This window comes from Rhizobium sp. Root1220 (genome assembly GCF_001426265.1).
Classification (GTDB): Bacteria; Pseudomonadota; Alphaproteobacteria; order Rhizobiales; family Rhizobiaceae; genus Rhizobium.
Genome location: NZ_LMDG01000001.1, coordinates 248950 through 270227 on the forward strand (window position 1 = coordinate 248950; position 21278 = coordinate 270227).

At 60.5% G+C, this 21278-nt stretch carries 20 protein-coding genes; 12 read left to right on the forward strand and 8 right to left on the reverse strand.

From position 1 onward, the window contains the following. The first annotated feature begins 103 nt into the window (after positions 1-103). Positions 104-1048, forward strand: coding sequence for a nucleoside hydrolase (locus ASC90_RS01225; protein ID WP_056534468.1), 945 nt, complete (start codon positions 104-106; stop codon positions 1046-1048). A 27-nt stretch (positions 1049-1075) separates the two neighbouring features. Here ASC90_RS01225 and grpE read toward each other — a convergent pair whose 3' ends face one another. After that, complete coding sequence (gene grpE, locus ASC90_RS01230) at positions 1076-1705, reverse strand: nucleotide exchange factor GrpE (protein ID WP_056534470.1); 630 nt, start codon at positions 1703-1705, stop codon at positions 1076-1078. 227 nt (positions 1706-1932) lie between these two features. Here grpE and ASC90_RS01235 point away from each other — a divergent pair, with 227 nt between their 5' ends. Beyond that, positions 1933-2367, forward strand: a complete 435-nt coding sequence (locus tag ASC90_RS01235; RefSeq protein WP_056534472.1) for a GFA family protein — start codon at positions 1933-1935, stop codon at positions 2365-2367. 12 nt (positions 2368-2379) lie between these two features. Here ASC90_RS01235 and hrcA read toward each other — a convergent pair whose 3' ends face one another. Then, positions 2380-3468 (reverse strand): heat-inducible transcriptional repressor HrcA, encoded by a 1089-nt coding sequence (gene hrcA / locus ASC90_RS01240; protein ID WP_056534475.1) that lies wholly within the window; start codon positions 3466-3468, stop codon positions 2380-2382. Positions 3469-3650: 182 nt separating this feature from the next. Here hrcA and rph point away from each other — a divergent pair, with 182 nt between their 5' ends. Genes rph through hemW form a run of 4 tightly spaced genes read left to right on the forward strand, consistent with a single transcriptional unit; the run spans position 3651 to position 6648 of the window. Continuing rightward, positions 3651-4367 carry a ribonuclease PH gene (rph, locus tag ASC90_RS01245; protein WP_056534477.1) on the forward strand — a complete coding sequence of 239 codons (717 nt, stop codon included), beginning with the start codon at positions 3651-3653 and terminating at the stop codon, positions 4365-4367. Then, complete coding sequence (locus ASC90_RS01250; protein WP_056534479.1) at positions 4367-4783, forward strand: VOC family protein; 417 nt, start codon at positions 4367-4369, stop codon at positions 4781-4783. Before rph ends, ASC90_RS01250 begins: the two co-directional genes overlap by 1 nt. Positions 4784-4791: 8 nt before the next feature. After that, positions 4792-5436: an RdgB/HAM1 family non-canonical purine NTP pyrophosphatase gene (gene rdgB / locus ASC90_RS01255; protein ID WP_056534482.1), complete on the forward strand. Its 645-nt coding sequence runs from the start codon at positions 4792-4794 to the stop codon at positions 5434-5436. 9 nt (positions 5437-5445) lie between these two features. Then, positions 5446-6648, forward strand: coding sequence for a radical SAM family heme chaperone HemW (hemW, locus tag ASC90_RS01260; RefSeq protein WP_056534484.1), 1203 nt, complete (start codon positions 5446-5448; stop codon positions 6646-6648). 13 nt (positions 6649-6661) lie between these two features. On the opposite strand, the gene ASC90_RS01265 is transcribed toward hemW, so the two are convergent. Then, the gene (locus tag ASC90_RS01265; protein WP_056534486.1) at positions 6662-7579 is read right to left on the reverse strand and encodes a DMT family transporter; all 918 of its coding nucleotides are present in this window, start codon (positions 7577-7579) and stop codon (positions 6662-6664) included. A gap of 216 nt (positions 7580-7795) precedes the next feature. Here ASC90_RS01265 and gcvA point away from each other — a divergent pair, with 216 nt between their 5' ends. The 4 genes from gcvA (at position 7796) to ASC90_RS01285 (ending at position 12926) form a co-directional block, all read left to right on the forward strand. Then, positions 7796-8680, forward strand: a complete 885-nt coding sequence (gene gcvA / locus ASC90_RS01270; protein WP_056534488.1) for a transcriptional regulator GcvA — start codon at positions 7796-7798, stop codon at positions 8678-8680. A 163-nt stretch (positions 8681-8843) separates the two neighbouring features. Further along, positions 8844-11039 carry a TonB-dependent siderophore receptor gene (locus ASC90_RS01275; RefSeq protein WP_244480271.1) on the forward strand — a complete coding sequence of 732 codons (2196 nt, stop codon included), beginning with the start codon at positions 8844-8846 and terminating at the stop codon, positions 11037-11039. Between the two features lie 4 nt (positions 11040-11043). Beyond that, positions 11044-11799, forward strand: a complete 756-nt coding sequence (gene fhuF / locus ASC90_RS01280) for a siderophore-iron reductase FhuF (RefSeq protein WP_056534492.1) — start codon at positions 11044-11046, stop codon at positions 11797-11799. After that, the gene (locus ASC90_RS01285; protein WP_056534494.1) at positions 11796-12926 is read left to right on the forward strand and encodes an ABC transporter substrate-binding protein; all 1131 of its coding nucleotides are present in this window, start codon (positions 11796-11798) and stop codon (positions 12924-12926) included. Before fhuF ends, ASC90_RS01285 begins: the two co-directional genes overlap by 4 nt. On the opposite strand, the gene ASC90_RS01290 is transcribed toward ASC90_RS01285, so the two are convergent. From ASC90_RS01290 to mutM, 5 genes are all read right to left on the reverse strand, one after another. Next, positions 12923-14005, reverse strand: a complete 1083-nt coding sequence (locus ASC90_RS01290; RefSeq protein WP_056534496.1) for a saccharopine dehydrogenase C-terminal domain-containing protein — start codon at positions 14003-14005, stop codon at positions 12923-12925. The two genes, ASC90_RS01285 and ASC90_RS01290, sit on opposite strands and share 4 nt — an antisense overlap. A 127-nt stretch (positions 14006-14132) precedes the next feature. Beyond that, the gene (gene dnaA, locus ASC90_RS01295; protein WP_056534498.1) at positions 14133-15683 is read right to left on the reverse strand and encodes a chromosomal replication initiator protein DnaA; all 1551 of its coding nucleotides are present in this window, start codon (positions 15681-15683) and stop codon (positions 14133-14135) included. Positions 15684-16522: 839 nt separating this feature from the next. Next, complete coding sequence (rpsT, locus tag ASC90_RS01300) at positions 16523-16801, reverse strand: 30S ribosomal protein S20 (protein ID WP_056534500.1); 279 nt, start codon at positions 16799-16801, stop codon at positions 16523-16525. 189 nt (positions 16802-16990) lie between these two features. Further along, entirely contained in the window at positions 16991-17764 is a 774-nt protein-coding gene (locus ASC90_RS01305) for an enoyl-CoA hydratase (protein WP_056534502.1), read from the reverse strand. 23 nt (positions 17765-17787) lie between these two features. Then, on the reverse strand, positions 17788-18678 hold the full coding sequence (gene mutM / locus ASC90_RS01310; RefSeq protein WP_056534504.1) for a bifunctional DNA-formamidopyrimidine glycosylase/DNA-(apurinic or apyrimidinic site) lyase: 891 nt from the start codon (positions 18676-18678) through the stop codon (positions 17788-17790). Positions 18679-18829: 151 nt separating this feature from the next. Between mutM and ubiE the strand changes: the two genes are divergently transcribed. After that, positions 18830-19606, forward strand: coding sequence for a bifunctional demethylmenaquinone methyltransferase/2-methoxy-6-polyprenyl-1,4-benzoquinol methylase UbiE (gene ubiE / locus ASC90_RS01315; RefSeq protein WP_056534506.1), 777 nt, complete (start codon positions 18830-18832; stop codon positions 19604-19606). Positions 19607-19667: 61 nt separating this feature from the next. After that, positions 19668-21242 carry a 2-polyprenylphenol 6-hydroxylase gene (gene ubiB, locus ASC90_RS01320; RefSeq protein WP_056534508.1) on the forward strand — a complete coding sequence of 525 codons (1575 nt, stop codon included), beginning with the start codon at positions 19668-19670 and terminating at the stop codon, positions 21240-21242. Positions 21243-21278 lie beyond the last annotated feature (36 nt).

The window sequence follows — 21278 nt, forward strand, 5'->3', positions numbered from 1 at the left end:
CCTCGCATCAAATCGTACCCGCGCCGGCTGCGCTGATTTGCGACGGGAGTATGAACAAACGGTGCATGCCACAGATGCGCACCATGAGGATGGAACGATCGGAATGGCAGACCCGCGAAAGATCATTATCGACACCGACCCCGGTCAGGACGATGCCGCCGCCATCATGCTTGCCTTCGGCAGCCCGGAGGAGCTTGAGGTGCTCGGCATCACCACGGTGGCCGGCAACGTGCCGCTCTCCTATACGAGCCGCAACGCCAGGATCGTCTGCGAATTGTGCGGCAGAACCGACACCAGGGTGTTCGCGGGCGCAGACAAGCCGATCGCGCGCAAGCTCGTGACCGCCGAGCACGTACACGGCAAGACCGGCCTCGACGGCCCGATTCTCAATGAGCCGACCATGCCGCTGCAGGCCCAGCATTCCGTCGATTTCATCATCGAGACGCTGCGCGACCAGCCTGCCGGCGCGGTGACGCTTTGCACGCTGGGACCGCTGACGAATATCGGCATGGCGTTTCAGAAAGCCCCGGATATTATTCCGCGCATTCGCGAGCTGGTGATGATGGGCGGCGGTTTCTTCGAGGGCGGCAACATCACGCCGGCAGCCGAATTCAATATCTACGTCGACCCCGAAGCTGCCGACATCGTTTTTCGCTCGGGCGTGCCGATCGTGATGATGCCGCTCGACGTGACCCACAAGCTGCTGACCCGCAAGGACCGGGTTAAGCGCATGGCTGATCTTGGCACCGCGCCGGCTCAGGCGATGGTGGAGATGTTGGAATTCTTCGAGCGCTTCGATATCGAGAAGTACGGTTCGGACGGCGGCCCGCTGCATGATCCGACGGTCGTCGCCTATCTGCTCAGGCCGCAATTGTTCGACGGCCGAGACTGCAATGTCGAGATCGAGGTGAAATCCGAACTGACGGTCGGCATGACGGTCGTCGACTGGTGGCACGTGACGGACCGCAAACGCAACGCCAAGGTCATGCGCGATGTCGATGCGGACGGCTTCTTCGATCTCCTGATCGAGCGCTTCGCCCGCATCTGACGACTGTCTTGAAAGACGCCTGAGAAATCAGGCGTCCTTCTGGTCGAAAACGGAATTGGTTTCCTCGACGATCTTCGGTCCGCCCTTTGCAACGCCGACCATGGCCGGGCGCAACACACGCTCGCCGATCGAGAAGCCTGCCTGCACGACCTGAACGACCGTGTTGTTTGGCACGTCGGGGTTCGGAACTTCGAACATCGCCTGATGGAAGTTCGGATCGAACTTCTGGCCAACCGGCTCGAGCTTACGCACGCCATGACGCTCCAGCGTCGACAGCATGGAACGCTCGGTCATTTCCACGCCCTCGATCAGGGTTGCAAGGCCCGCATCCGCGGATGCCCGCACCTCGGCAGGAATAGCATCTATGGCGCGGCGCAGATTGTCCGAAACGGCCAGCATGTCGCGGGCAAAGCCTGCGACGGCATAGGACTTCGCATCCTTGACTTCGCGCTCGGTGCGGCGACGCAGATTGTCCATGTCGGCGGCCAGGCGCAGGTAGCGATCGCGCAGCTCGCCGTTTTCCGCCTTGAGCAGCTCAAGCGGATTGGGCTGCAAGACGGCTTCATCGGCGGCTTCGTTCTCGACGTTTGCGGCGGCGTCAGCTGCGGCTTCGTGCGCGGCGGCGTCAGGTCCGTTCTTCGTCGTTTCGTCAGTCATGACGTTCTCCGGTGATTGGTGTCTTTTTGGATGTGCCCGATATCGAGCTTTGGGCGCCAAAAATCAAGTCTGCGTGACGAAGAACGTATGAATGGCGGGCGATGACGTTCCACGAACCGAGCCAGAGACGACGGCTGGGGTGTGAATCCACCATGTCAAAAGTCTCTATTTTAGCTATATATCATCCTCGTGCCGCTCTTTCCTCGAACGGATCAGGGATTACCACGATGACCGATCAAAAAAACTATGTCGGCCGGTGCTTTTGCGGCGCCGTCGAGATCACCGTGTCGGGCGAACCGGTGGCGATGGGCTACTGTCATTGCACATCTTGTCGGCAATGGTCAGCGGGGCCGGTAAACGCCTTCACGCTGTGGCCTCCGCATTCCTTGCGCGTAACCAAGGGTGGCGAACACATCGACGGCTATCAGAGGACCGATACGAGCGTACGCAAGTTCTGTGAGCTTTGCGGTGGGCACCTCTACACGGAACATCCACTGTGGGGCGTGACCGACGTCTACGCTGCCGTCATTCCCGAATTCGAGTACGTGCCGGCACTGCATGTAAACTATCAGGAGACCGTTCTGCGCATGAAGGACGGGCTACCGAAATACAAGGACATGCCTGCCGAGATGGGTGGTTCCGGCGAACTGCTTACCGAATAATGCCTGACCCGTTCATTTCGCGGGACGTGACAGCCGCGCCATCAGTTGCGCCGTATAGTCAACCATCGGAACGATGCGCGAGTAGTTCAACCGTGTCGGCCCGATGACACCGACGGCGCCAACGATGCGGTCGTCCTCGTCGCGGTAGGGGGCCACGATCAGCGAGGAGCCGGAGAGCGAAAAGAGCTTGTTTTCGGAGCCGATGAAGATCCGCACGCCGGGGCCGCTTTCGGCAAGGTTCAAAAGCTCGATCAGGCTGTCCTTCTTCTCGAGGTCGTCGAAAAGCATGCGCAAGCGATCGAGATCGTCCGCGCCGCCAAGACCCGCGAGCAGATTGGCGCGGCCGCGGATGATAAGCTGCGCCGGCTTGCCTTCGTCGGCGCTGCCCGACCAGACGGCGATGCCGCGTTCGACAAGATCCTGGGACAGCGCATCGAGTTCATGGCGAACATCATCCTTGAGCCGTCCAAGCTGGCTGCGCAATTCGGGCAACGTCTGCCCGGTCATATGGGCGTTGAGAAAATTCGCCGCCTCGCTCAGCTGCGACGAGGTCACGCCGGCCGGCAGCTCGATGATACGGTTCTCGACCTGGTCATGATCGCCGACAAGAACGGCGAGGGCCTTCGTCGGCTCGAGACGGATGAACTCGACGTGCTTCAGTACCGGATCGCTCTTCGAGGTGATGACAAGCCCCGCGCCACGGGAAATTCCCGAGAGCATCCGGCTTGCCTCGTTCATCATCGTTTCCATGGGGTGGTCGCGGTTTTCCGCCCGCACCTGGCGGTCGATATTGGCGCGATCCTCCGCCGAGAGATCTCCGACCTGCATGAAGGCATCGACGAAGAAGCGCAGCCCGATCTGGGTTGGCAGGCGGCCGGCGCTGACATGCGGTGAATAAACGAGCCCGAGCTCCTCCAGATCGCTCATAACGTTGCGCACGGAGGCCGGCGACAACGACATGGGAAGAATGCGCGAGAGATTGCGGGACCCAAGCGGCTCGCCCGTCTCGAGATACCCTTCCACGATGCGGCGAAAGATTTCCTTCGAGCGTTCGTCCAGCGCAGCAACGGCATCCGAAATCGACGTCGGCCTGAATTCCATTAAGACTTGCGCACCTGTTCTGATGATGATCCCGCAAAATATAGCCAATCTCCCCGCCGTGGCAAAAGGGAAATTGCAAATGAACGCAGCCAATCGTAGAAGCGGTCAACAACACAAGAACACGCATGGTCAGTTCCGGGAATTGCTTATCATTTTCGGCACCATGCGCTCAGGAGAATAGAATGCGGCCTTCAGGCAGAAAAACCGACCAGATGCGCAAGGTGACCTTCGAGCGCAACTTTTCCAAGCACGCCGAAGGCTCCTGCCTGGTGAAGTTCGGCGACACGCACGTGCTCTGCACCGCCAGCCTTGAAGAAAAGACACCGCCGTGGCTGCGCAATTCCGGAAAGGGCTGGGTCACTGCCGAATACGGCATGCTGCCGCGCGCCACCGGCGACCGCATGAAGCGCGAAGCCGCAACCGGCAAGCAGGGCGGACGCACCCAGGAAATCCAACGTCTGATCGGCCGCTCGCTGCGCGCCGTGGTCGATCTCAAGGAACTCGGCGAGCGCCAGATCACCCTCGACTGTGACGTCATCCAGGCAGATGGGGGCACCCGCACCGCGTCGATCACGGGCGCATGGATCGCGCTCTACGACTGCCTCAAGTGGATGGAAAGCCGCAACATGATCAAGGTTGAGCGGGTCCTGAAGGACCACGTCGCCGCGATCTCCTGTGGAATCTTCGCCAGCCAGCCGGTGATCGATCTCGATTACCTCGAGGACAGCTCGGCTGAAACCGATGCGAACTTCGTGATGACCGGTTCGGGCGGCATCGTCGAAATCCAGGGCACGGCCGAAGGCACGCCGTTCAGCGACGAGGAATTCGCCTCGCTGATGGCACTTGCCAAGACCGGCATCGCCGAGCTGGTCGACATGCAGAAGCAGGCCATTGGCTGATGAACGACATGCTGGAAGGCATGCTGGAAACGGCGCTTTATGCCGATGATCTCGACAAGGCCGAGGCTTTCTATGAAGGCGTTCTCGGACTTCAGAAAATCACGCGGGCGGCCAACCGGCATGTCTTCTATCGCTGCGGGGCCGGGGTTCTGCTGATCTTCAACCCGGAAGAAACAACCAAGCCAGCCAGCGGACACGCGCTGCAGGTGCCGCCGCATGGCACGGTGGGTTCCGGCCATGCCTGCTTCCGGGTGTCGGCAGAAAACCTCGATACCATCGGCAGGCAACTCAAGGCTGCGGGCGTCGACATCGAATCCGAAGTGACGTGGCCGCAGGGTGGCCGATCAATCTACTTTCGGGATCCCGCCGGTAACAGCCTGGAATGCGCCGAAGCCAGAATCTGGGGCATCGAATAGGACATCCAATGCGCAAGCTAGAGACCAAGACCATCGTCGTCGCCAGCCACAATGCCGGCAAGATCCGCGAAATCCAGGACCTGATCGGCCCGCTCGGCTTTACCGCCAAGTCGGCTGCCGAGCTGAACTTCGCCGAGCCTGACGAAACCGGAACGACGTTCGAAGAGAATGCCAGGATCAAGGCACTCGCTTCCGCCGAAGCGTCCGGTCTCCCTTCCCTCTCCGACGATTCCGGGCTGGTGATCGACGCGCTCGGCGGTGATCCCGGGGTCTACACCGCCAACTGGGCGGAAACCGCCGATGGCACGCGCGATTTCGCGATGGCCATGCGGAAGGTCGAGACGGCTCTGGAAAAAGCCGGCGCCAGCAAGCCGGAGCAGCGCACGGCGCGATTCGTCAGCGTTCTCTGCCTCGCATGGCCGGACGGTCATACCGAACTCTTTCGCGGCGAAGTTGAGGGAACAGTCGCTTGGCCGCCGCGCGGCAGCCAGGGCTTTGGCTACGATCCGGTCTTCCAACCCGAAGGCTATGAGACTACCTTTGGAGAAATGAGCGCCGAGGAAAAGCATGGCTGGAAACCAGGCGACGCCCAGGCTCTCTCGCACCGTGCCCGTGCCTTCAAGATCTTCGTCGAAACCTGCCTGGAAGCGTAAGACCCCATCGTGGACACCTTGGAACAGCCAAACCTGACGCGCAATGCCGCTCTTCTGCCTGATACCGGTGAGCCCGGCTTCGGGGTCTACGTGCATTGGCCGTTCTGCGCCGCCAAGTGCCCCTATTGCGATTTCAACAGCCACGTCCGCCACCAGCCCGTGGATCAGGAGCGCTTTACGGCTGCCTTCCTGAAGGAGATGGCGTCGATGCGGCAGTTGAGCGGCCCGAAGACAGTCACCAGCGTGTTTCTCGGCGGCGGCACGCCGTCGCTGATGAACCCGTCCACCGTCTCCGCCATCCTCGACGGCATTGCCAGGGAATGGCATATGCCCGATGGCATCGAGATCACCATGGAGGCCAACCCCTCCAGCGTCGAGGCCGAACGCTTCCGCGGCTATCGCGCCGCCGGCGTCAACCGCGTATCGCTCGGCGTACAGGCGCTCAACGACCGTGACCTGAAATTTCTCGGACGACTGCACGACGTGGCCGATGCAATGAAGGCGATCAAGTTGGCGCGCGACATCTTCCCGCGCATGTCTTTCGATCTGATCTATGCTCGCCCGAAGCAGACAGTCGAGGAATGGGAGCGCGAGCTCCGGCAGGCCATCTCGTACGCTGTCGACCACCTGTCGCTCTACCAACTGACCATCGAGGAAGGCACGCCCTTCTTCGGCTTGCACAAGGCCGGCAAGCTGATCGTGCCCGACGACGACCAATCGGCGTTGCTGTACGAGGCGACGCAGGAGATCACCGCCAGCGAAGGCATGCCGGCGTACGAGGTATCGAACCACGCACGGCCGGGTGCCGAGAGCCGCCACAACCTGACCTACTGGCGCTACGGCGACTATGCCGGAATCGGCCCGGGCGCGCATGGACGTCTGACCCGTGGGTCGGCGAAGCTTGCGACGGCCACCGAACGAAAGCCCGAAGCCTGGCTCGACCTCGTGGAACGTGATGGACACGGCGTTCTCGAGCAGGAACAGCTCGGCTATGACGAACAGGCCGACGAATTGCTGCTTATGGGGCTTCGCCTCACCGAGGGTGTCGATCTTGCCCGTTGGCAGCAGCTTTCCGGCCGGGATCCCGACCCGAAGCGCGAGGAATTCCTGCTGGAGCACGGCTTCATCGAGCGGATCGGCAACTCCCGGCTTCGCTGCACGCCATCAGGCATGCTGATTCTCGATTCCGTCGTCGCCGATCTCGCCTGCTAGAAACCACTCCTGGTCATGCCGTTCGCTTTCTTCCCAGCGACACCAGGCGCCCGTCGATAGCCGCGAGGCCAATCGCGATCATCGCCATGCCGATGAGATGCTTGGCCTGCAGTTGCTCGCCAAGGAAAGCCACACCGAGAAGAATGGCGCTGACGGGGATCAGGAACGTGACAAGCATCAGGTTGGTCGCACCGGCCGTTGCCAGGATGCGGAAGAACAGCACGTAAGCAACCGCTGTGGATAGTAACGCGAGGCCGAGCAAGGCCATCCAGGTCTCGGCTGATGGCGACGCCAGGGTCCAGGGCTGATCGACGATAAGGGCGATCGGCAACATTAGGAAGGCGGAGGCCGTCACTTGGCCCGCAGCCGGAATGAGCGGAGCCATGCCCATTTGGCGGAAGCGCCGACCGAATATGCCGGCGAAGGCGTAGGACAGCGCCGCGCCTAGCACGGCGAGCTGGGCCAGCACATTCGACCCGAGATCCCGGAGCACGTCGAAACCGATCATGTAGGCGACGCCGGCAAAGCCGACGAGGACGCCTACCAGCCGGTTGCCAGTCATTTTCTCGTCGGCCGTCAGCAGATGCGCCACGATGACGCCGAAAAGCGGCGTCGTCGCGTTGAGGATCGACGCAAGGCCGCTGGCGATGTGCGTCTGCCCCCAGACGATCAGGCAAAAAGGGATCATGTTGTTGAGCACGCCCATGCCGAAGAAGGCCACCCATGACTTGGCATCGCGCGGCATGGCGTGGCCGGTGACACGCACGATGAGGTTGAGTGCGATAGCTGCGATCACCACGCGGCCGGAAACGATGGTAAAAGGTGGCAGGCTCTTCACCAGAATACCGTTGAAGAGAAAGGAACCGCCCCAAAGCAGGGAAAGGACAAGCAGCATCCCCCACTCCGCAAAGCCCATCTGTTTCTGTTGCATGTTCGTCCCTCCCTATTGAGCGTGCCACCGGTCTATGCCGCGGCGGGCCCCCACGCCACCCGATTTTTGCGTTACCTCAACGACGGCTATCGAAATAATTTCGCTGAACACCGGCGTCATATTTGGATTTACGACAGTCTCTATGCTGATATTATTGCGATAACTCCATCTCGACAAACGAGTCTTTTTCGGCATACGCTTTAGTTGGGCTAAATCATGAGCGATTACATCCCTTCCTTTTCCGCGCTGCGCGCATTCGAAGCCGCTGCCCGCCACCTCAGCATGACGCTGGCGGCACGGGAGCTCAATGTGACGCCGGGGGCAGTCAGCCTGCAGATCCGCGATCTGGAAGCGGTGCTCGGCGTGCAGTTATTCGAACGCAGGACGCGGGCGCTCGCATTGACCGTCGAGGGAGCCGACTACTTTGCTACCTTGCGGGCGGCCTTCCGCCTCATGCGGGAGGCAACGGCAGCGATCACGGCGCGGGTGCGTAAGGATGTTTTGGACGTCACCTGCACGGCTGGCTTTGCAACCTACTGGCTTGTGCCACGGCTCGGCCGTTTCGAGGCGATCCACCCCGAGATCGATGTGCGCATCAGCGCATCTCACCGGGTGATGGACTTTCAGCGTGACGGGATCGACCTCGCGATCCGTCACGGGCTCGGCGGCTATGACGGTCTCGTCAGCGAGCGGCTGGTAGATGACGAGCTTGTGCCTGTCTGTACGCCGAAACTTGCTGCGGAGCTCGGCGACAAGCCCACGCCTGATAGGCTTGCCAAGGTCCAGCTGATCCACGATGTCTACCGACATGATTGGCAGCTATGGCTTGAGGCGGCAGGCGCCGGAAAGGTGGATGCCTCTCGCGGACCGATCTTCATGCATGGCAATGGCGCCTATGAGGCGATGAAGGCTGGACTTGGTATCGCGCTGATGCGGCGATCATTCGTGAAATCGGAGCTGCGGGACGGTACGATCGTCGCACCGTTTCCGCTCGGCGTCGCCAGTCGCCTTGCCTTTCATCTCGTCTATCCCGGTATCGCGCTTGAACGACCGGCGACGGCGGCCTTCCGCCGCTGGCTGCTTTCAGAGGCACGGAGCTGATCTTGCTGTGACCGATATGCCATGCTTTCTAAAAGTGGAGTAATTTTGTCATAAAAATGGGTTTTCCTCGGGCTATTTCTTGACTATTACACTCAGCATAGTTTGTTGAAATGAGCATGCCGAGGCCTTCAAGTCCATGAATTTTAAACACTTTGTCACCAGAATGCTACGAACATCCGCATTGGCAAGTGCGACCACAGCCTATCTTGTCTTGCCTGCCAAGGCGCAAGACGCGGCCACCGGTACGCTGCAGGATGACGGCGCAACGGTGCTCCAGGATATCGTGGTCAATCGCGGCAGTGGTGGCGTAATCCAGGCCGACGGTTATGTCGGCAAGAGCAGCGCGACCGGCGCGAAAACCGATACTCCCTTCATCGAGATACCCCAATCCATCTCCTCGGTGACCGAGCAGCAACTGAAGGATCGCAATCCACAAACATTGTTGGAAACGCTCGCATATACGCCAGGCACACGCGTCGGGGCCTATGGTTTCGACCCGCGCTTCGATGCGTTCTTCGTGCGCGGCTTCGACGTCACCTACAACGGAGTGTTCCGTGACAATCTGCGTCAACCAGGCGCCGGCTCCTCGCTGTTCAAGAACGAACCCTACGGCCTCGAAGGTGTCTCGATCCTCCGCGGCCCGTCGTCAGCCCTCTACGGCGCCACCGGTGCCGGTGGTCTCTATAACCTCATTACCAAGCGCCCGACGGAAGAGGCCTATCACGAGGTTCAGGCTGTGTACGGAACTGATCAGCGTTACCAGGGCCAATTCGACCTTTCCGGTCCGGTCAACGCCGAGGATCCATTCTATTATCGCATGACCGGCCTTTTCCGCGACGCCAATACGGACCAGATGGGTGTACCGGACGACCGCGCCTATATCGCGCCGGCCTTCATGTGGAAGCCGGACGAAGACACCAAACTCACCATCCTTGGCGAGTACTCCCGGACCAAGACCGGCGGCACCGCAGCCTATTACAACGACTACTTCGCCACCGGGCTTCCCCTGATCACCGATTTCTTCTCGGGCGACCCTTCGTTTAACGACTCGGTTCAGAATCAGGGACGCATCGGCTGGGAATTCGAGCACACATTCGACAACGGGCTGACGTTCCGCCAGAATTTCCGGCTGTCGCAGACGCATATCGATGCGCAGTATGTCTACGGCTACCAGCCTGTCATTGCATCGGGCGACGGCACGGATGCCAGTCCCTATGTCTACGACTTCACCAGAATCGACCGCATGGCGGGTGTGTTTGATGAACGCCTGACTGCGGCGGTGATGGACAACCAGCTGGAAGCAAAATTCGATACCGGCGAATTCGAGCACACGCTGCTCGTAGGGATAGATGCACAAAAGTTGCGCTATCACGCGCAGGGTGGCGAGGCAGCCACCACGCCTCTCAATCTATTGAACCCGAACTATGGCGGCCCGATCACAACACCTGCCTTCACCTCCAGGGATGCGCAGGACCAATGGCAACTTGGCCCATATATTCAAGACCAGATCCGCTACGACGCGTGGACGCTTACGGTGGGCGGGCGGTATGACTGGGTGTGGACAGACAGCGACACCACCAATCTGACAACCGGGGCAACGAACAATTTCTCGCAGGACGACCGGGCTTTCTCCGGGCGTATCGGCCTCACCTACGAGACTGAATTCGGCCTTGCGCCCTATGCCAGCTACTCGACGGCATTCGCCCCCAACGTCGGCATTAGCGACGTTACCGGCGAGCCCTTCAAGTCTACCGAGAGCACGCAGCAGGAAATCGGTATCAAATACCTCGTCCCGAACACCAATCTGCTTTTGACAGCCGCTGCCTTCAACATCGACCAGGACAACGGCCTGTTCTGGGAAGTGATTGGTTCGAACAATACCCAGGTCCAGCGCGGCAAGCTGCGCTCACGCGGGATCGAACTTGAAGCAACCGCAAGCCTCGACAACGGGCTGTCGTTCACCGCTGCCTACAGCTACACCAACCTCAAGATCCTGGAAGGCAGCGCGGGAACAGTCGGCAACTACGTTTCAAGTACGCCATTCAACCTCGCTTCGCTTTGGACGGATTATAAATTCCAGGAGAACAGCGGCGCCTACGGCCTGGGGATGGGGTTCGGGGCCCGCTATATCGGCAAGAGCTATGGCAGCGACTACAACACCTTCGAGAACGACGCCAAGGTGCTCTTCGACGCCGCCGTGAGCTTCGACTTCGGGGCGCTCGACAAGACGTATGATGGCCTCAGCCTGCAGGTGAATGCCACCAACCTCTTCGACCGCAGGGACGTGACCTGCAGCTCGAACTACTGCTACCGCGACCAGGGCCGCGCGGTCATTGGTAGCTTGCGCTACACGTGGTAAGCCGATGCCGAGCGCTCCGCACCAGCACGGGAACGAAGACGATGGGCCATCCGGCCTGTCGCCTGCCTTCTCCGGCGACCATGCCTGGTGCCGGGACAAGATGATGCTCGCGGAAGCGCTTGCGGACGGCGTGCCGCTGCCGGCGTTCTTTGCCGGTGACGGCTTTGAACGTGCCATCGACCTGTATTCCGAGGCTTCGAGCGGAACAGACCGACGCGCCGTCGTCTCCATGTGGTCTCTCTACTATTTTTCCGGCCTTACGATTCCCTACCTGCTGGCACGTCGTCTTGCCCGACAGTGCCTGCCTGTCGCCTTCGCCGACATGACGATCGCCCTGGCGGACAACGGGCTACCAAGGGCCTTCGGCGTGCGGAACGGCGGCAAGACCGCCACCGAAGGGAGCGACAGCTTCGACGCTGTCAGTCCGCTGCTCGAAGCCCATCTCTGCGAAGCAGTAGCGCAGCTCAAGACTTGCGGTATCTCGGCGAAGCTATGCTGGAACAATGCTGCCGTCTACATAGACTACGCGCTGCGCCTGACGGATCATAGCCGCCCGGCTTCGGACGTCGATCTGCCGCTTTTCGTGCGCGGCTGCCTGCCCGACGGCGGCGTCAATCCGTTTTGCGGTTGCGTGCAATACCTGGAAGAAGACGGGGAGCGCGTGGCAAGGCGAAAGGTCTGTTGCCTGCGCTACATGCTTCCCGGCATCCCGAGTTGCGGCAAGCTTTGCGCCTTGCCCAGTCAGCGGAACGCACAATGAACTTATCCAACTTAACCCGGCGCGGCTTCCTCGCTTCAGCCTCTTTGACGATTGCCGGCGCTCCCTATCTGGCCAAGGCGCAATCGCGCTGGCCGCTCACGGTGACCGACGCGATCGGGCGGTCGGTGACCATCGCGAAGAAGCCCACCGCCATCATCCTCGGAACCGGTTTTAACCTTGTCGCCCTGTCGTTGATCCACCCGGACCCCGTGAGCCTGCTTGCCGGGTGGGCAAGCGACATGAAAACCGACAACCCGTTCATCTACGACGCTTTCCGAAAGAAATTCCCGGCCCTGGAGACCGTGCCGCTGGTCGGGAACGGCGAAGCCGACGGCATGTCTTTTGAGGCGGCGCTGTCACTGCGGGCGGATCTGGCGATCATGGGAATGTGGCAGGCCGACAGCGAACCCGGCATTCGAGCGATCGGCTATCTCGAATCTGTCGGCGTTCCCGTCATCGTCGTCGATTTCAATCGCGATCCCTTGAAAACGACACCGCGCGACATGCGGCTTCTCGGGCGCGTCCTCGAACGCGACCAACAAGCTGAGGAGTTCGCGCGGTTCTTCGAAACGCGGCTGGATCGCATCAAGGCGAAAGCATCGGTTGCTTCCGAACCGCGTCCGCTGGTGCTGATGGATGCCTTTCCGAGCGAAACACGCGGAAGCTGGGCGATCGGGCGAACCGGGTTGGGTGAACTGATCACGCTGGCTGGCGGACGCAACGTCGCGGAGAACAATCTCCCGCCACAGGGAGGTCCGGTGACGGCGGAATATCTGATCGCAGCCGATCCGGATGTCTATATTGCGACCGGATCGCCCGGGGGCGTCTATACGTCATTCTCGATTGGTCCGGGCGTCGATCCCGCGGAAGCGCGGCGATCACTTGGCACCGCCGTCAGGGCGGCCAATCTCGCGCCGCTCAAGGCTATACGCGAAGGCAACGTGCACGGATTGTGGAATTTCTTCAATGCCGTGCCGCTGAACATTCTCGCCGCCGAAGCAGTCGCGACCTGGGTGAGACCGGAGTTCTCTGGCGATGTCGATCCGGCAGGCAGCCTTGCCGAGATCAACGAGCGCTTCGCGGCCGTTCCCTTCGAAGGGGCCTACTGGACCAGCCTGAGGAGCTAGACGCGTTTCGACGTGCCGGTCTTGAAAAGGCTGCCCGTCGGCGTCTTCAGGAACATGTCCAGCGGTATATGCTCCTGGTGCAGGAAACCGGTGGATGGCAGCAAGCCGTCGCGGACCATCTCGATGACGGCAACGACCGAGGCCGACGTCGTCCAGGCGATCGCTGTACGACGAGCACCCGCAATCTCGATCGGATAATAGGCCCGGACGAACTCCTTGCGGCGCAGGCTGCCCTTCTCCGTTCCCTCCGCGGCAACGTGAACATAGACCACGTCGTCCTCGACCGGGGGCTTGGCGTCCGTCAGAATTTCGCCGGCCAGCTTGCGTTTGTCGCGCATCAGTAACTCGTGGAAGAAGAAGTTCATCAGATCCATGTGGCCTGGGTAGCGCATCGTCTTGTAGTCGAGGTTCTCGACCTTGCCGAGCAGGGTGTCGCACATCGTGCCGAGGCCGCCCGATGTCGTAAATGCCTCGAGCTTGACGCCCTCCACGTAGATCGTTTCAAGCCATTCCATCGGCGAGACCAGCTTGCGCACGCCACCCTCGATGACTTCGCAGTCGTTCAGGTACTCATTGACGACGCCTTCCGGCGACCAGTTGAAGGCATAGCCGAGCAGACCCGTCGGATTCTGCGGCAGGGCACCGACGCGCATGCGTATCGAACGGCAGCGGTCGAAGCCGTCAGCAAGGCTGGAGCCGACGATGCCGACGAAGCCGGGGGCCAGGCCGCACTGAGGCGCCATCAGGCCGCGCGCCGTCTTCGACAGCTCGATGATGAAATTGGTGGTCGGGACGTCTTCCGTCAGATCGAAATAGTGGATACCGGCAGTATGGGCGGCGCGGGCAAGGGCGATGTTGAGATGATACGGCAGGCAGGACAATACCGCCTCGACGCTCGAAAGCAGTTCGCCGATCACCCGCGGATCCGAGATGTCGCCGCCGCGGCACCTGAACGGCAACTCGCCTGCCGGTGGATGCGCATCGACGCCGATGACCTCGAAGCCGCCTTCATGCAAAAGCGTCGCGGCCAGCCGGCCGACCTTGCCTAGGCCGACAACGGCTATTTTCGTAAAGCTCATAGTTCCTCCTGGGCGCCGCGTTTCCTCTCGCGGCGTATGCGTGTGCGCGCTGTATAAGATAAAAAGCGCATAAATGAAAACGGCCGGAATTGCTTCCGGCCGCTGAATTCTGGTGAAAAACCGTCGTCTATTCGTTGATCAGACGCTTCAGCAGCTCGATTTCATGTGAAAGCTTGGTATCGCCCGAAATCAGCTCCTCGATCTTGCGCACGGCATGCAACACCGTGGTGTGGTCGCGTCCACCGAAGCGGCGACCGATTTCCGGGAAGGAACGCGGCGTCAGCGTCTTGGCCAGATACATGGCGATCTGGCGCGGCTTGACGATGACGCGGGTGCGCCGGTTCGAAACCAGCTCCTGGCGCGAGACATTGTAGTGGCGCGCGACGATGCGCTGGATATCCTCGATGCGCACCCGGCGGGGCTCGCCTGAGCCGACCAGATGGGCGAGAAGCTCATCCACGCGTTCGATCGACAGATTTGGCTCGAAGGAGCGACGGAAGAGCAACTGGTTGAAAGCGCCTTCCAGTTCACGGCCGCTTGCCGTGATGCTGCGCGCGACATGGTTCAGAAGCTCGGGAGAAATCTCCAGCGACGGATCTTCGATGCGCGCTCCAGCAAGGCGACGCTTCAGAATTTCGAGACGCATTTCATAGTCAGGCGCGTCGAGTTCTATCGCCACGCCGCCCTGCAGTCGCGAACGGACGCGGGGATCAAGCGATTCAAGCTCCCAGGGTGCACGATCGGCAGCGACGACGACCTGCTTGGCACTGTCGAGCAGCATGTTGAGCAGATGGCAGAACTCGTGCTGTATCATCTTCCCCTGCAGGAACTGCATGTCGTCGATGATCAGAAGGTCGATGTTGCGCAGCGAGTCCTTGAGCGTCAGGGCATCATTGTCGCGGATTGCCGTGGCGAAGCGCCACATGAAATATTCCGCCGTCAGATAGACGACGCGAAGTGCCCGCGGGTTCTGAACCGCGGCATTGGCGACCGCCTGCAGCAGATGCGACTTGCCGAGACCAACGCTCGAATGAATGAAAAGCGGATTGAAGCGGACGGCGCCTTGCCCGGCTTCTGCGATTGTCTTTGCCGCCGCAAGAGCAACCCGGTTCGAGCTGCCTTCGACGAAGGTGTCGAACGTGAAGCGGGAATCCAGCGGCGAGCCAAACAGCGGCTGGCCGGATGTTGTAGGCCGCGCCGCAGCTGCGGCCGATACCGCCTGCTGCGTAAGCTGACCGGCTTGCTGGGCCGTCGGGCGACGCATGTTGGATACCGTCGACGCGGGCGTCTGAAGAACCGTCTCCTCAGTCGGCTTGGCAACGCTGCGCGTCGCCGTGCGAACCATAATTTCGACCTTCAGAATTTCGGAATCTTCCGCCTGAAACAGGCCGGTGATCAGATCGAGATAACGGTTGTTGATCCAAGATTTCAGGAACGTCGTCGGCACTGTCAGCCGGACCACGCTCTTGGATACCGAGTGAAGCTTCAGCCGCGCGAACCAGCTCGCGTAGACATCCGGTCCGACCTGCGCCCTGAGGCGCGCGCTGACGCGATCAAAAAGCACGGCACTTTTCATATCTCCCTTTTCCCCCGCCGCCTCGGCGCAAACTGAGCCAAACTCTTGCGGTTTATCGCCCCCACTGCCCAAAACATCCGCCGCCATAGAATTCATCTGCATTACGCCGCCTTCCAAATTCACCGGCCGACTTTCGTTGTCGCCCGGATTATTTCCCCGCTATGACCGAAAAATGGCACCCTCATGAGCCACTCGCCTGCCGGTTCACTCAAATACCGTCCTACACAAAACCGCTTCCCGAAAAGCCCGAACCCGTATCATGCGGGTTCGTGTGTCTCCCGGACTGGTCGACGTCCCTCGTCTTACGCCAGCCAGCATGTCTTCGTCACGACTTCGCCTATCCTTCGGTTTCACGTCAAACGTGCACCCGAAAACGCACAAAGCATCCGCGCCCCGCGACAGCCACGCCGCGGCTAAGAACACTCAGATGCGTGAAAAACCGGAGGCTTAAAACCTCCGGAACAAGAGACACAGAACGATCGGCCTGTCGACGCGACAGTTTCAGATCAAGTCTTCACAGGTAATGTCCGGACCCCTTGTTGACCGGCATTTAGGCAGGATCGAATGCGGGAATCAACGATGAATTTTACGCAAAATTAAGTGCGCACCGTTGACTCCCTCGACAGTTTTCGGGCGCCCCATTCACGTCCAAAAAGAATCGCTTTTGAATCAACGAGATTCCGCTCGCCAACAATTTTGACACGCATAAAAAGAAAAAAAGAAAAAAGCTTCTTGACTCCGTCTAGACCGCAGATTGTGGGGCCTGAGTCGAGCTCACCTGAAGTATCCTGTCGCAAGCCATTGATTTAATTATATATTTCGTGTCACACGCTCGACATGAATTCGTCGTGGAATTAACCATACGTCAGCTGGTCGGCGGAATCGAAAAAGCCCGACAAAGTTGCCGGGCTAATCATAACGATAGGTTTGTTAACGAAAGATTACGCGGTCGCTGCGACCGAGAGAGCCTTCACACGCGCAGCGAGGCGCGAAACCTTGCGGGACGCAGTGTTGGCGTGAAGAACACCCTTGCTTGCTGCACGGGCCAGCTCAGGCTGCGCGGCAAGGAAAGCTTCCTTTGCCTTGGCTGCATCGCCGGATGCGAGCGCCTCTTCGACCTGGCGAACGTAAGTGCGAACGCGCGAGCGACGAGCCTTGTTGACGTCGGTACGGCGGGCGATCTTGCGGGTCGCTTTTTTCGCCGAAGTTGTATTGGCCATGGAATGCCTCTCTCAAGAATTCGAACAAACTCCGCTATTACCGCGGGCCTTGCGGCCAATATCTACACAGCAATGCGGGAGCATTATCGGAAAACCGGATTGGCTTCCCGAACCTTGGGCGGGCATATAACCCTAAAGCCAACCGGCGTCAACGCGCATTTTCAAGGAAACGCCGCCTTTCTCCAAGGCTCAGCGGTTCTTGAAGTGGGGTTTGCGCTTTTCAACAAAAGCCGTCATCCCCTCTTTCTGATCCTCGGTGGAAAAGAGGCTATGGAAAAGCCTGCGCTCGAAACGCAGACCTTCCTCAAGTGTCGTTTCGAGCGCCCGATTGACGGCCTCCTTGGCCATCAGCACCGATGGACGCGATAGCGAGGCAATTTTGGCGGCTGCCTCCAATGCCTCATCCAACAGCCGGCCCGGTGCCACCACACGCGAAACGAGTCCCGCACGCTCGGCTTCCGCCGCATCCATCATGCGGCCGGTCAGGATCAGGTCCATCGCCTTCGATTTGCCGATGGCGCGCGTGAGGCGCTGAGATCCGCCCATGCCGGGAATGACTCCGAGGGTAATCTCCGGCTGGCCGAACTTGGCGGTCTCGGATGCGATGATGAAATCGCACATCATGGCAAGCTCGCAGCCGCCGCCGAGCGCAAAGCCGCTGACGGCAGCGATAACGGGCTTGCGGACCTTGGCGACGTCGTCCCAGCCGCTCATCAGGTCGTGACTATAGACATCGACGTAGTCGAGCAGCTGCATCTCCTTGATGTCTGCGCCAGCGGCAAAGGCGCGCTCGGAGCCGGTCAACACGATCGCCCCAATGGCATCGTCTGCCTGGAAACCGGCGTGCGCCAGCAGAAGCTCCTTGAGGACGGTCGAGTTGAGTGCATTCAGCGCCTGCGGGCGGTTCAGCGTGATCAGGCCCACAGCACCGCGGTTTTCGACGATCAGTGTTTCATAAGCCATGGTCTTCCTCCCGGTCGAGTTCACTATTTCTGGCAGACGGGGCAATAAAAGGTAGAGCGCCCGGCCTGAACGATCCGGGCAACCGTACCGCCGCAGCCGGGTGTGCGGCAAGGCTGACCTTCGCGGTCATAAACCGAGAAGGAATGCTGGAAATAACCGAGCGACCCGTCCGCCTTGATATGATCGCGCAGCGACGAACCGCCGGCCTTGATGGCATCGGCGATCACATCCCTGATCGAGGCGACCAGCAATTCCATCTGCGCCGTGGGCCTGCCGGTTTTCGTCACAAGGGATGCGGCGGCGCGCGTCGGCTTCAGATGGGCTCGCCACAGGGCCTCGCACACATAGATGTTGCCGAGACCGGCAATATTCTTCTGGTCGAGCAGCGCGCCCTTCAACGGCTGTGACTTGCCTACGAAGCGCTTGGCGAGATAGGCGGCGCTGAGCTCGTTGCCCGTGGGCTCCGGACCGAGGCCTAGGAGAAAAGGGTTTACGTCGAGCGCAATCCGTTCGGCCATGTCCATGAAGCCGAAGCGGCGCGGGTCATTGTAGATGACCTGGCTCGGGCCCGCCGGGCCATCCAGATGGAAGATCGCGTGATCGTGCTTTTCGTCCTTGGATCTCGGATGATGAAAGTCGCCCGGCACATCGGAAGCCGGTCCGGCTTCTATGCGGAAGGATCCCGACATGCCGAGGTGGGAGATAATGGTGCTTCCGTCATCGAGATCGATCAGCAGATACTTGGCGCGGCGGCCGAGAGAGAGGATGGTCCGTCCCGAGGCCCTCGCCGCGAAATCGTCCGGAAACGGGAAGCGCAAATCATTGCGTCGCAGCTCCAGCCGGACGATGCGTGCGCCCTCCATCGTCGGCGCAAGCCCGCGTCTGACGGTTTCGACTTCTGGCAATTCCGGCATCTTAACCCATCTATATCTAACATGTTTCAACCGTCCGCGATGTGCGCTATAGCGCCAAGGTGCCGCGGACCGGAGCGTGGCCCACAGATAGCGCCAACGGCCCGCTTTCGCTATGGTCGCCGCGTTGATTTAAGAGATATGGAGCAGTTCGATGTCAGACAGCCGTACCTCCGCCGAAGGCGGCATGGAAACATCCTACGGCTTCCGCGAAGTTGCGGGCGGTGAAAAGCAGGGGCTCGTCAACGACGTCTTCCACAAGGTCGCCAAGCGCTACGACATCATGAACGACGTGATGTCGGTCGGCATGCACCGCGTCTGGAAGGATGCGATGATATCGGCGCTGAACCCGCGCAAGGAGCCCGGCTACAAGGTGCTGGACGTTGCCGGCGGCACCGGCGACATCGCTTTCCGCATCGTCGAGGCATCCGGCGGTCAGGCGCATGCCACCGTGCTGGACATCAACGGCTCGATGCTCGGCGTCGGCGCGGAGCGCGCGGCCAAGAAGAAGCTTTCCGACAACCTGACCTTCATAGAGGCTAACGCGGAAGAACTGCCATTCGAGGCGAACAGCTTCGACGCCTACACGATCGCCTTCGGGATCCGCAACGTGCCGCGCATCGACGTGGCGCTCGGCGAAGCCTATCGCGTGCTGAAACGCGGCGGTCGGCTGCTGGTGCTGGAATTTTCCGAAGTCGACATGCCGCTGCTCGACCGCGTCTACGAGACCTGGTCGTTCAATGCCATTCCGAAGTTCGGGAAGGCGATTACCGGTGACGCGGAGCCCTATCAGTATCTCGTCGAATCCATCCGCAAATTCCCCAACCAGGAGAACTTTGCAGCCATGATCCGCGGTGCCGGCTTCTCGCGCGTCAGCTTCACCAATTACACCGGCGGCATCGCTGCCCTGCATTCCGGCTGGAAGCTCTAGGAATGGCAGCAAGCACCATGACACTGCATGCGGCCCGCATTAGCAGAGAATTCCGGACCTCATGAGCACTTTGGGAGCATATTTCCGACTCTGGCGCGTCGGCTGGATTCTGGTGCGCGAAGGCGTCATTTCGGCGCTGCCGTCCGATGACCTGCCGCCTTCCGTCGGCGCCGCCAAGTCGTTTGCCGGCCTCTTCGCGCGCAATCGCGCCAAGTCCCAGAAACGCAGCGACAGGTTGGCCAAGGCGGTCGAAAGGCTCGGGCCGTCCTATGTGAAGATCGGCCAGTTCCTCGCCACCCGGCCCGACGTTGTCGGGGTAGAGTTCGCAGACGATCTTTCGCAGCTCCAGGACAGCATGGCCTTCTTCCCGCAGGCAGCGGCAAAGGCGAGCATAGAAGGCTCGCTCGGTCGTTCGATCGACGAGCTTTATGCAAGCTTCGGCGATCCGATCGCTGCCGCCTCGATCGCGCAGGTACATCCCGCCGAGGTTGACACGCCTACGGGGCGCAAGAAGGTCGCCGTCAAGGTGGTACGCCCGGGCGTGCGCCAGCGCTTCACGCATGATATCGAGGCGATGTATCTCGTCGCCCATATGCAGGAGCGCTTCATGCCTTCCAGCCGGCGCCTCAGGCCGATTGAGGTGACGAAGACGCTGGAGCAGACGACCAAGGTCGAAATGGACCTTCGGCTGGAGGCCGCAGCCCTTTCGGAGATCGCCGAGAACACGGAAAAGGATCCGGGTTTCCGCGTGCCGACGGTGGACTGGGAGCGCACCGGTCGCGACGTCATCACCATGGAATGGATCGACGGCGTCAAGATGTCCGACGTTGATGGCTTGCGGGCTGCCGGCCACGATCTCAATGCGCTCGCCGACACGCTGATACAGTCCTTCCTGCGCCACACACTGCGCGACGGCTTCTTCCATGCCGACATGCATCCCGGCAATCTCTTCGTCGACGCAACGGGCATGATCGTAGCCGTCGACATGGGCATCGTCGGACGACTCGGCAAGAAGGAGCGCCGTTTCCTCGCCGAAATCCTCTACGGCTTCATCACCCGCGATTATATCCGCGTGGCGGAAGTGCATTTCGAAGCGGGCTACGTGCCCAGCCACCACAATATCGAGAGCTTTGCACAGGCGATTCGTGCCATCGGCGAGCCTATTCACGGCCAGCCGGCCGAAACCATCTCGATGGGCAAGCTCCTGACATTGCTCTTCGAAGTGACCGAACTCTTCGACATGGCAACGCGCCCGGAACTGGTGATGCTGCAGAAGACGATGGTCGTCGTCGAGGGCGTCTCACGCATCCTGAACCCGCGTTTCAACATGTGGAAAGCGTCAGAACCCGTCGTTGGCGACTGGATCCGCAACAATTTGGGCCCGAAGCGGATCGTCACCGACATCAAGGATGGCCTCAAGGCAGCGGTAAAGCTCGCCGAGGCCGCGCCGGAAATTGCGGCGAAGACAGAGAAGTTCCATCAGCAGCTTCTGCACATGAGCGAGAACGGCCTGCGCTTCGATGCCGAGACGGCCGAAGCGATCGGCCGGTCCGAAGCGCGCCATAACCGCTCCGGCCGCGTCGCCCTCTGGATTATTGCGCTGACCCTTCTCTATATTGCCTGGGTGGTGACCTGACCCGCACGCATGCAAATACATGCTGTGTTCGATATT

What these genes read in the sequence shown, in the direction of transcription:
- ASC90_RS01225 (WP_056534468.1), top strand. Translation starts at nt 104, where the DNA reads ATGGCAGACCCGCGAAAGATCATTATCGACACCGACCCCGGTCAGGAC.
- grpE (WP_056534470.1), bottom strand. Translation starts at nt 1,705, where the DNA reads ATGACTGACGAAACGACGAAGAACGGACCTGACGCCGCCGCGCACGAA.
- ASC90_RS01235 (WP_056534472.1), top strand. Translation starts at nt 1,933, where the DNA reads ATGACCGATCAAAAAAACTATGTCGGCCGGTGCTTTTGCGGCGCCGTC.
- hrcA (WP_056534475.1), bottom strand. Translation starts at nt 3,468, where the DNA reads ATGGAATTCAGGCCGACGTCGATTTCGGATGCCGTTGCTGCGCTGGAC.
- rph (WP_056534477.1), top strand. Translation starts at nt 3,651, where the DNA reads ATGCGGCCTTCAGGCAGAAAAACCGACCAGATGCGCAAGGTGACCTTC.
- ASC90_RS01250 (WP_056534479.1), top strand. Translation starts at nt 4,367, where the DNA reads ATGAACGACATGCTGGAAGGCATGCTGGAAACGGCGCTTTATGCCGAT.
- rdgB (WP_056534482.1), top strand. Translation starts at nt 4,792, where the DNA reads ATGCGCAAGCTAGAGACCAAGACCATCGTCGTCGCCAGCCACAATGCC.
- ASC90_RS01265 (WP_056534486.1), bottom strand. Translation starts at nt 7,579, where the DNA reads ATGCAACAGAAACAGATGGGCTTTGCGGAGTGGGGGATGCTGCTTGTC.
- gcvA (WP_056534488.1), top strand. Translation starts at nt 7,796, where the DNA reads ATGAGCGATTACATCCCTTCCTTTTCCGCGCTGCGCGCATTCGAAGCC.
- ASC90_RS01275 (WP_244480271.1), top strand. Translation starts at nt 8,844, where the DNA reads ATGCTACGAACATCCGCATTGGCAAGTGCGACCACAGCCTATCTTGTC.
- fhuF (WP_056534492.1), top strand. Translation starts at nt 11,044, where the DNA reads ATGCCGAGCGCTCCGCACCAGCACGGGAACGAAGACGATGGGCCATCC.
- ASC90_RS01285 (WP_056534494.1), top strand. Translation starts at nt 11,796, where the DNA reads ATGAACTTATCCAACTTAACCCGGCGCGGCTTCCTCGCTTCAGCCTCT.
- ASC90_RS01290 (WP_056534496.1), bottom strand. Translation starts at nt 14,005, where the DNA reads ATGAGCTTTACGAAAATAGCCGTTGTCGGCCTAGGCAAGGTCGGCCGG.
- dnaA (WP_056534498.1), bottom strand. Translation starts at nt 15,683, where the DNA reads ATGCAGATGAATTCTATGGCGGCGGATGTTTTGGGCAGTGGGGGCGAT.
- rpsT (WP_056534500.1), bottom strand. Translation starts at nt 16,801, where the DNA reads ATGGCCAATACAACTTCGGCGAAAAAAGCGACCCGCAAGATCGCCCGC.
- ASC90_RS01305 (WP_056534502.1), bottom strand. Translation starts at nt 17,764, where the DNA reads ATGGCTTATGAAACACTGATCGTCGAAAACCGCGGTGCTGTGGGCCTG.
- mutM (WP_056534504.1), bottom strand. Translation starts at nt 18,678, where the DNA reads ATGCCGGAATTGCCAGAAGTCGAAACCGTCAGACGCGGGCTTGCGCCG.
- ubiE (WP_056534506.1), top strand. Translation starts at nt 18,830, where the DNA reads ATGTCAGACAGCCGTACCTCCGCCGAAGGCGGCATGGAAACATCCTAC.
- ubiB (WP_056534508.1), top strand. Translation starts at nt 19,668, where the DNA reads ATGAGCACTTTGGGAGCATATTTCCGACTCTGGCGCGTCGGCTGGATT.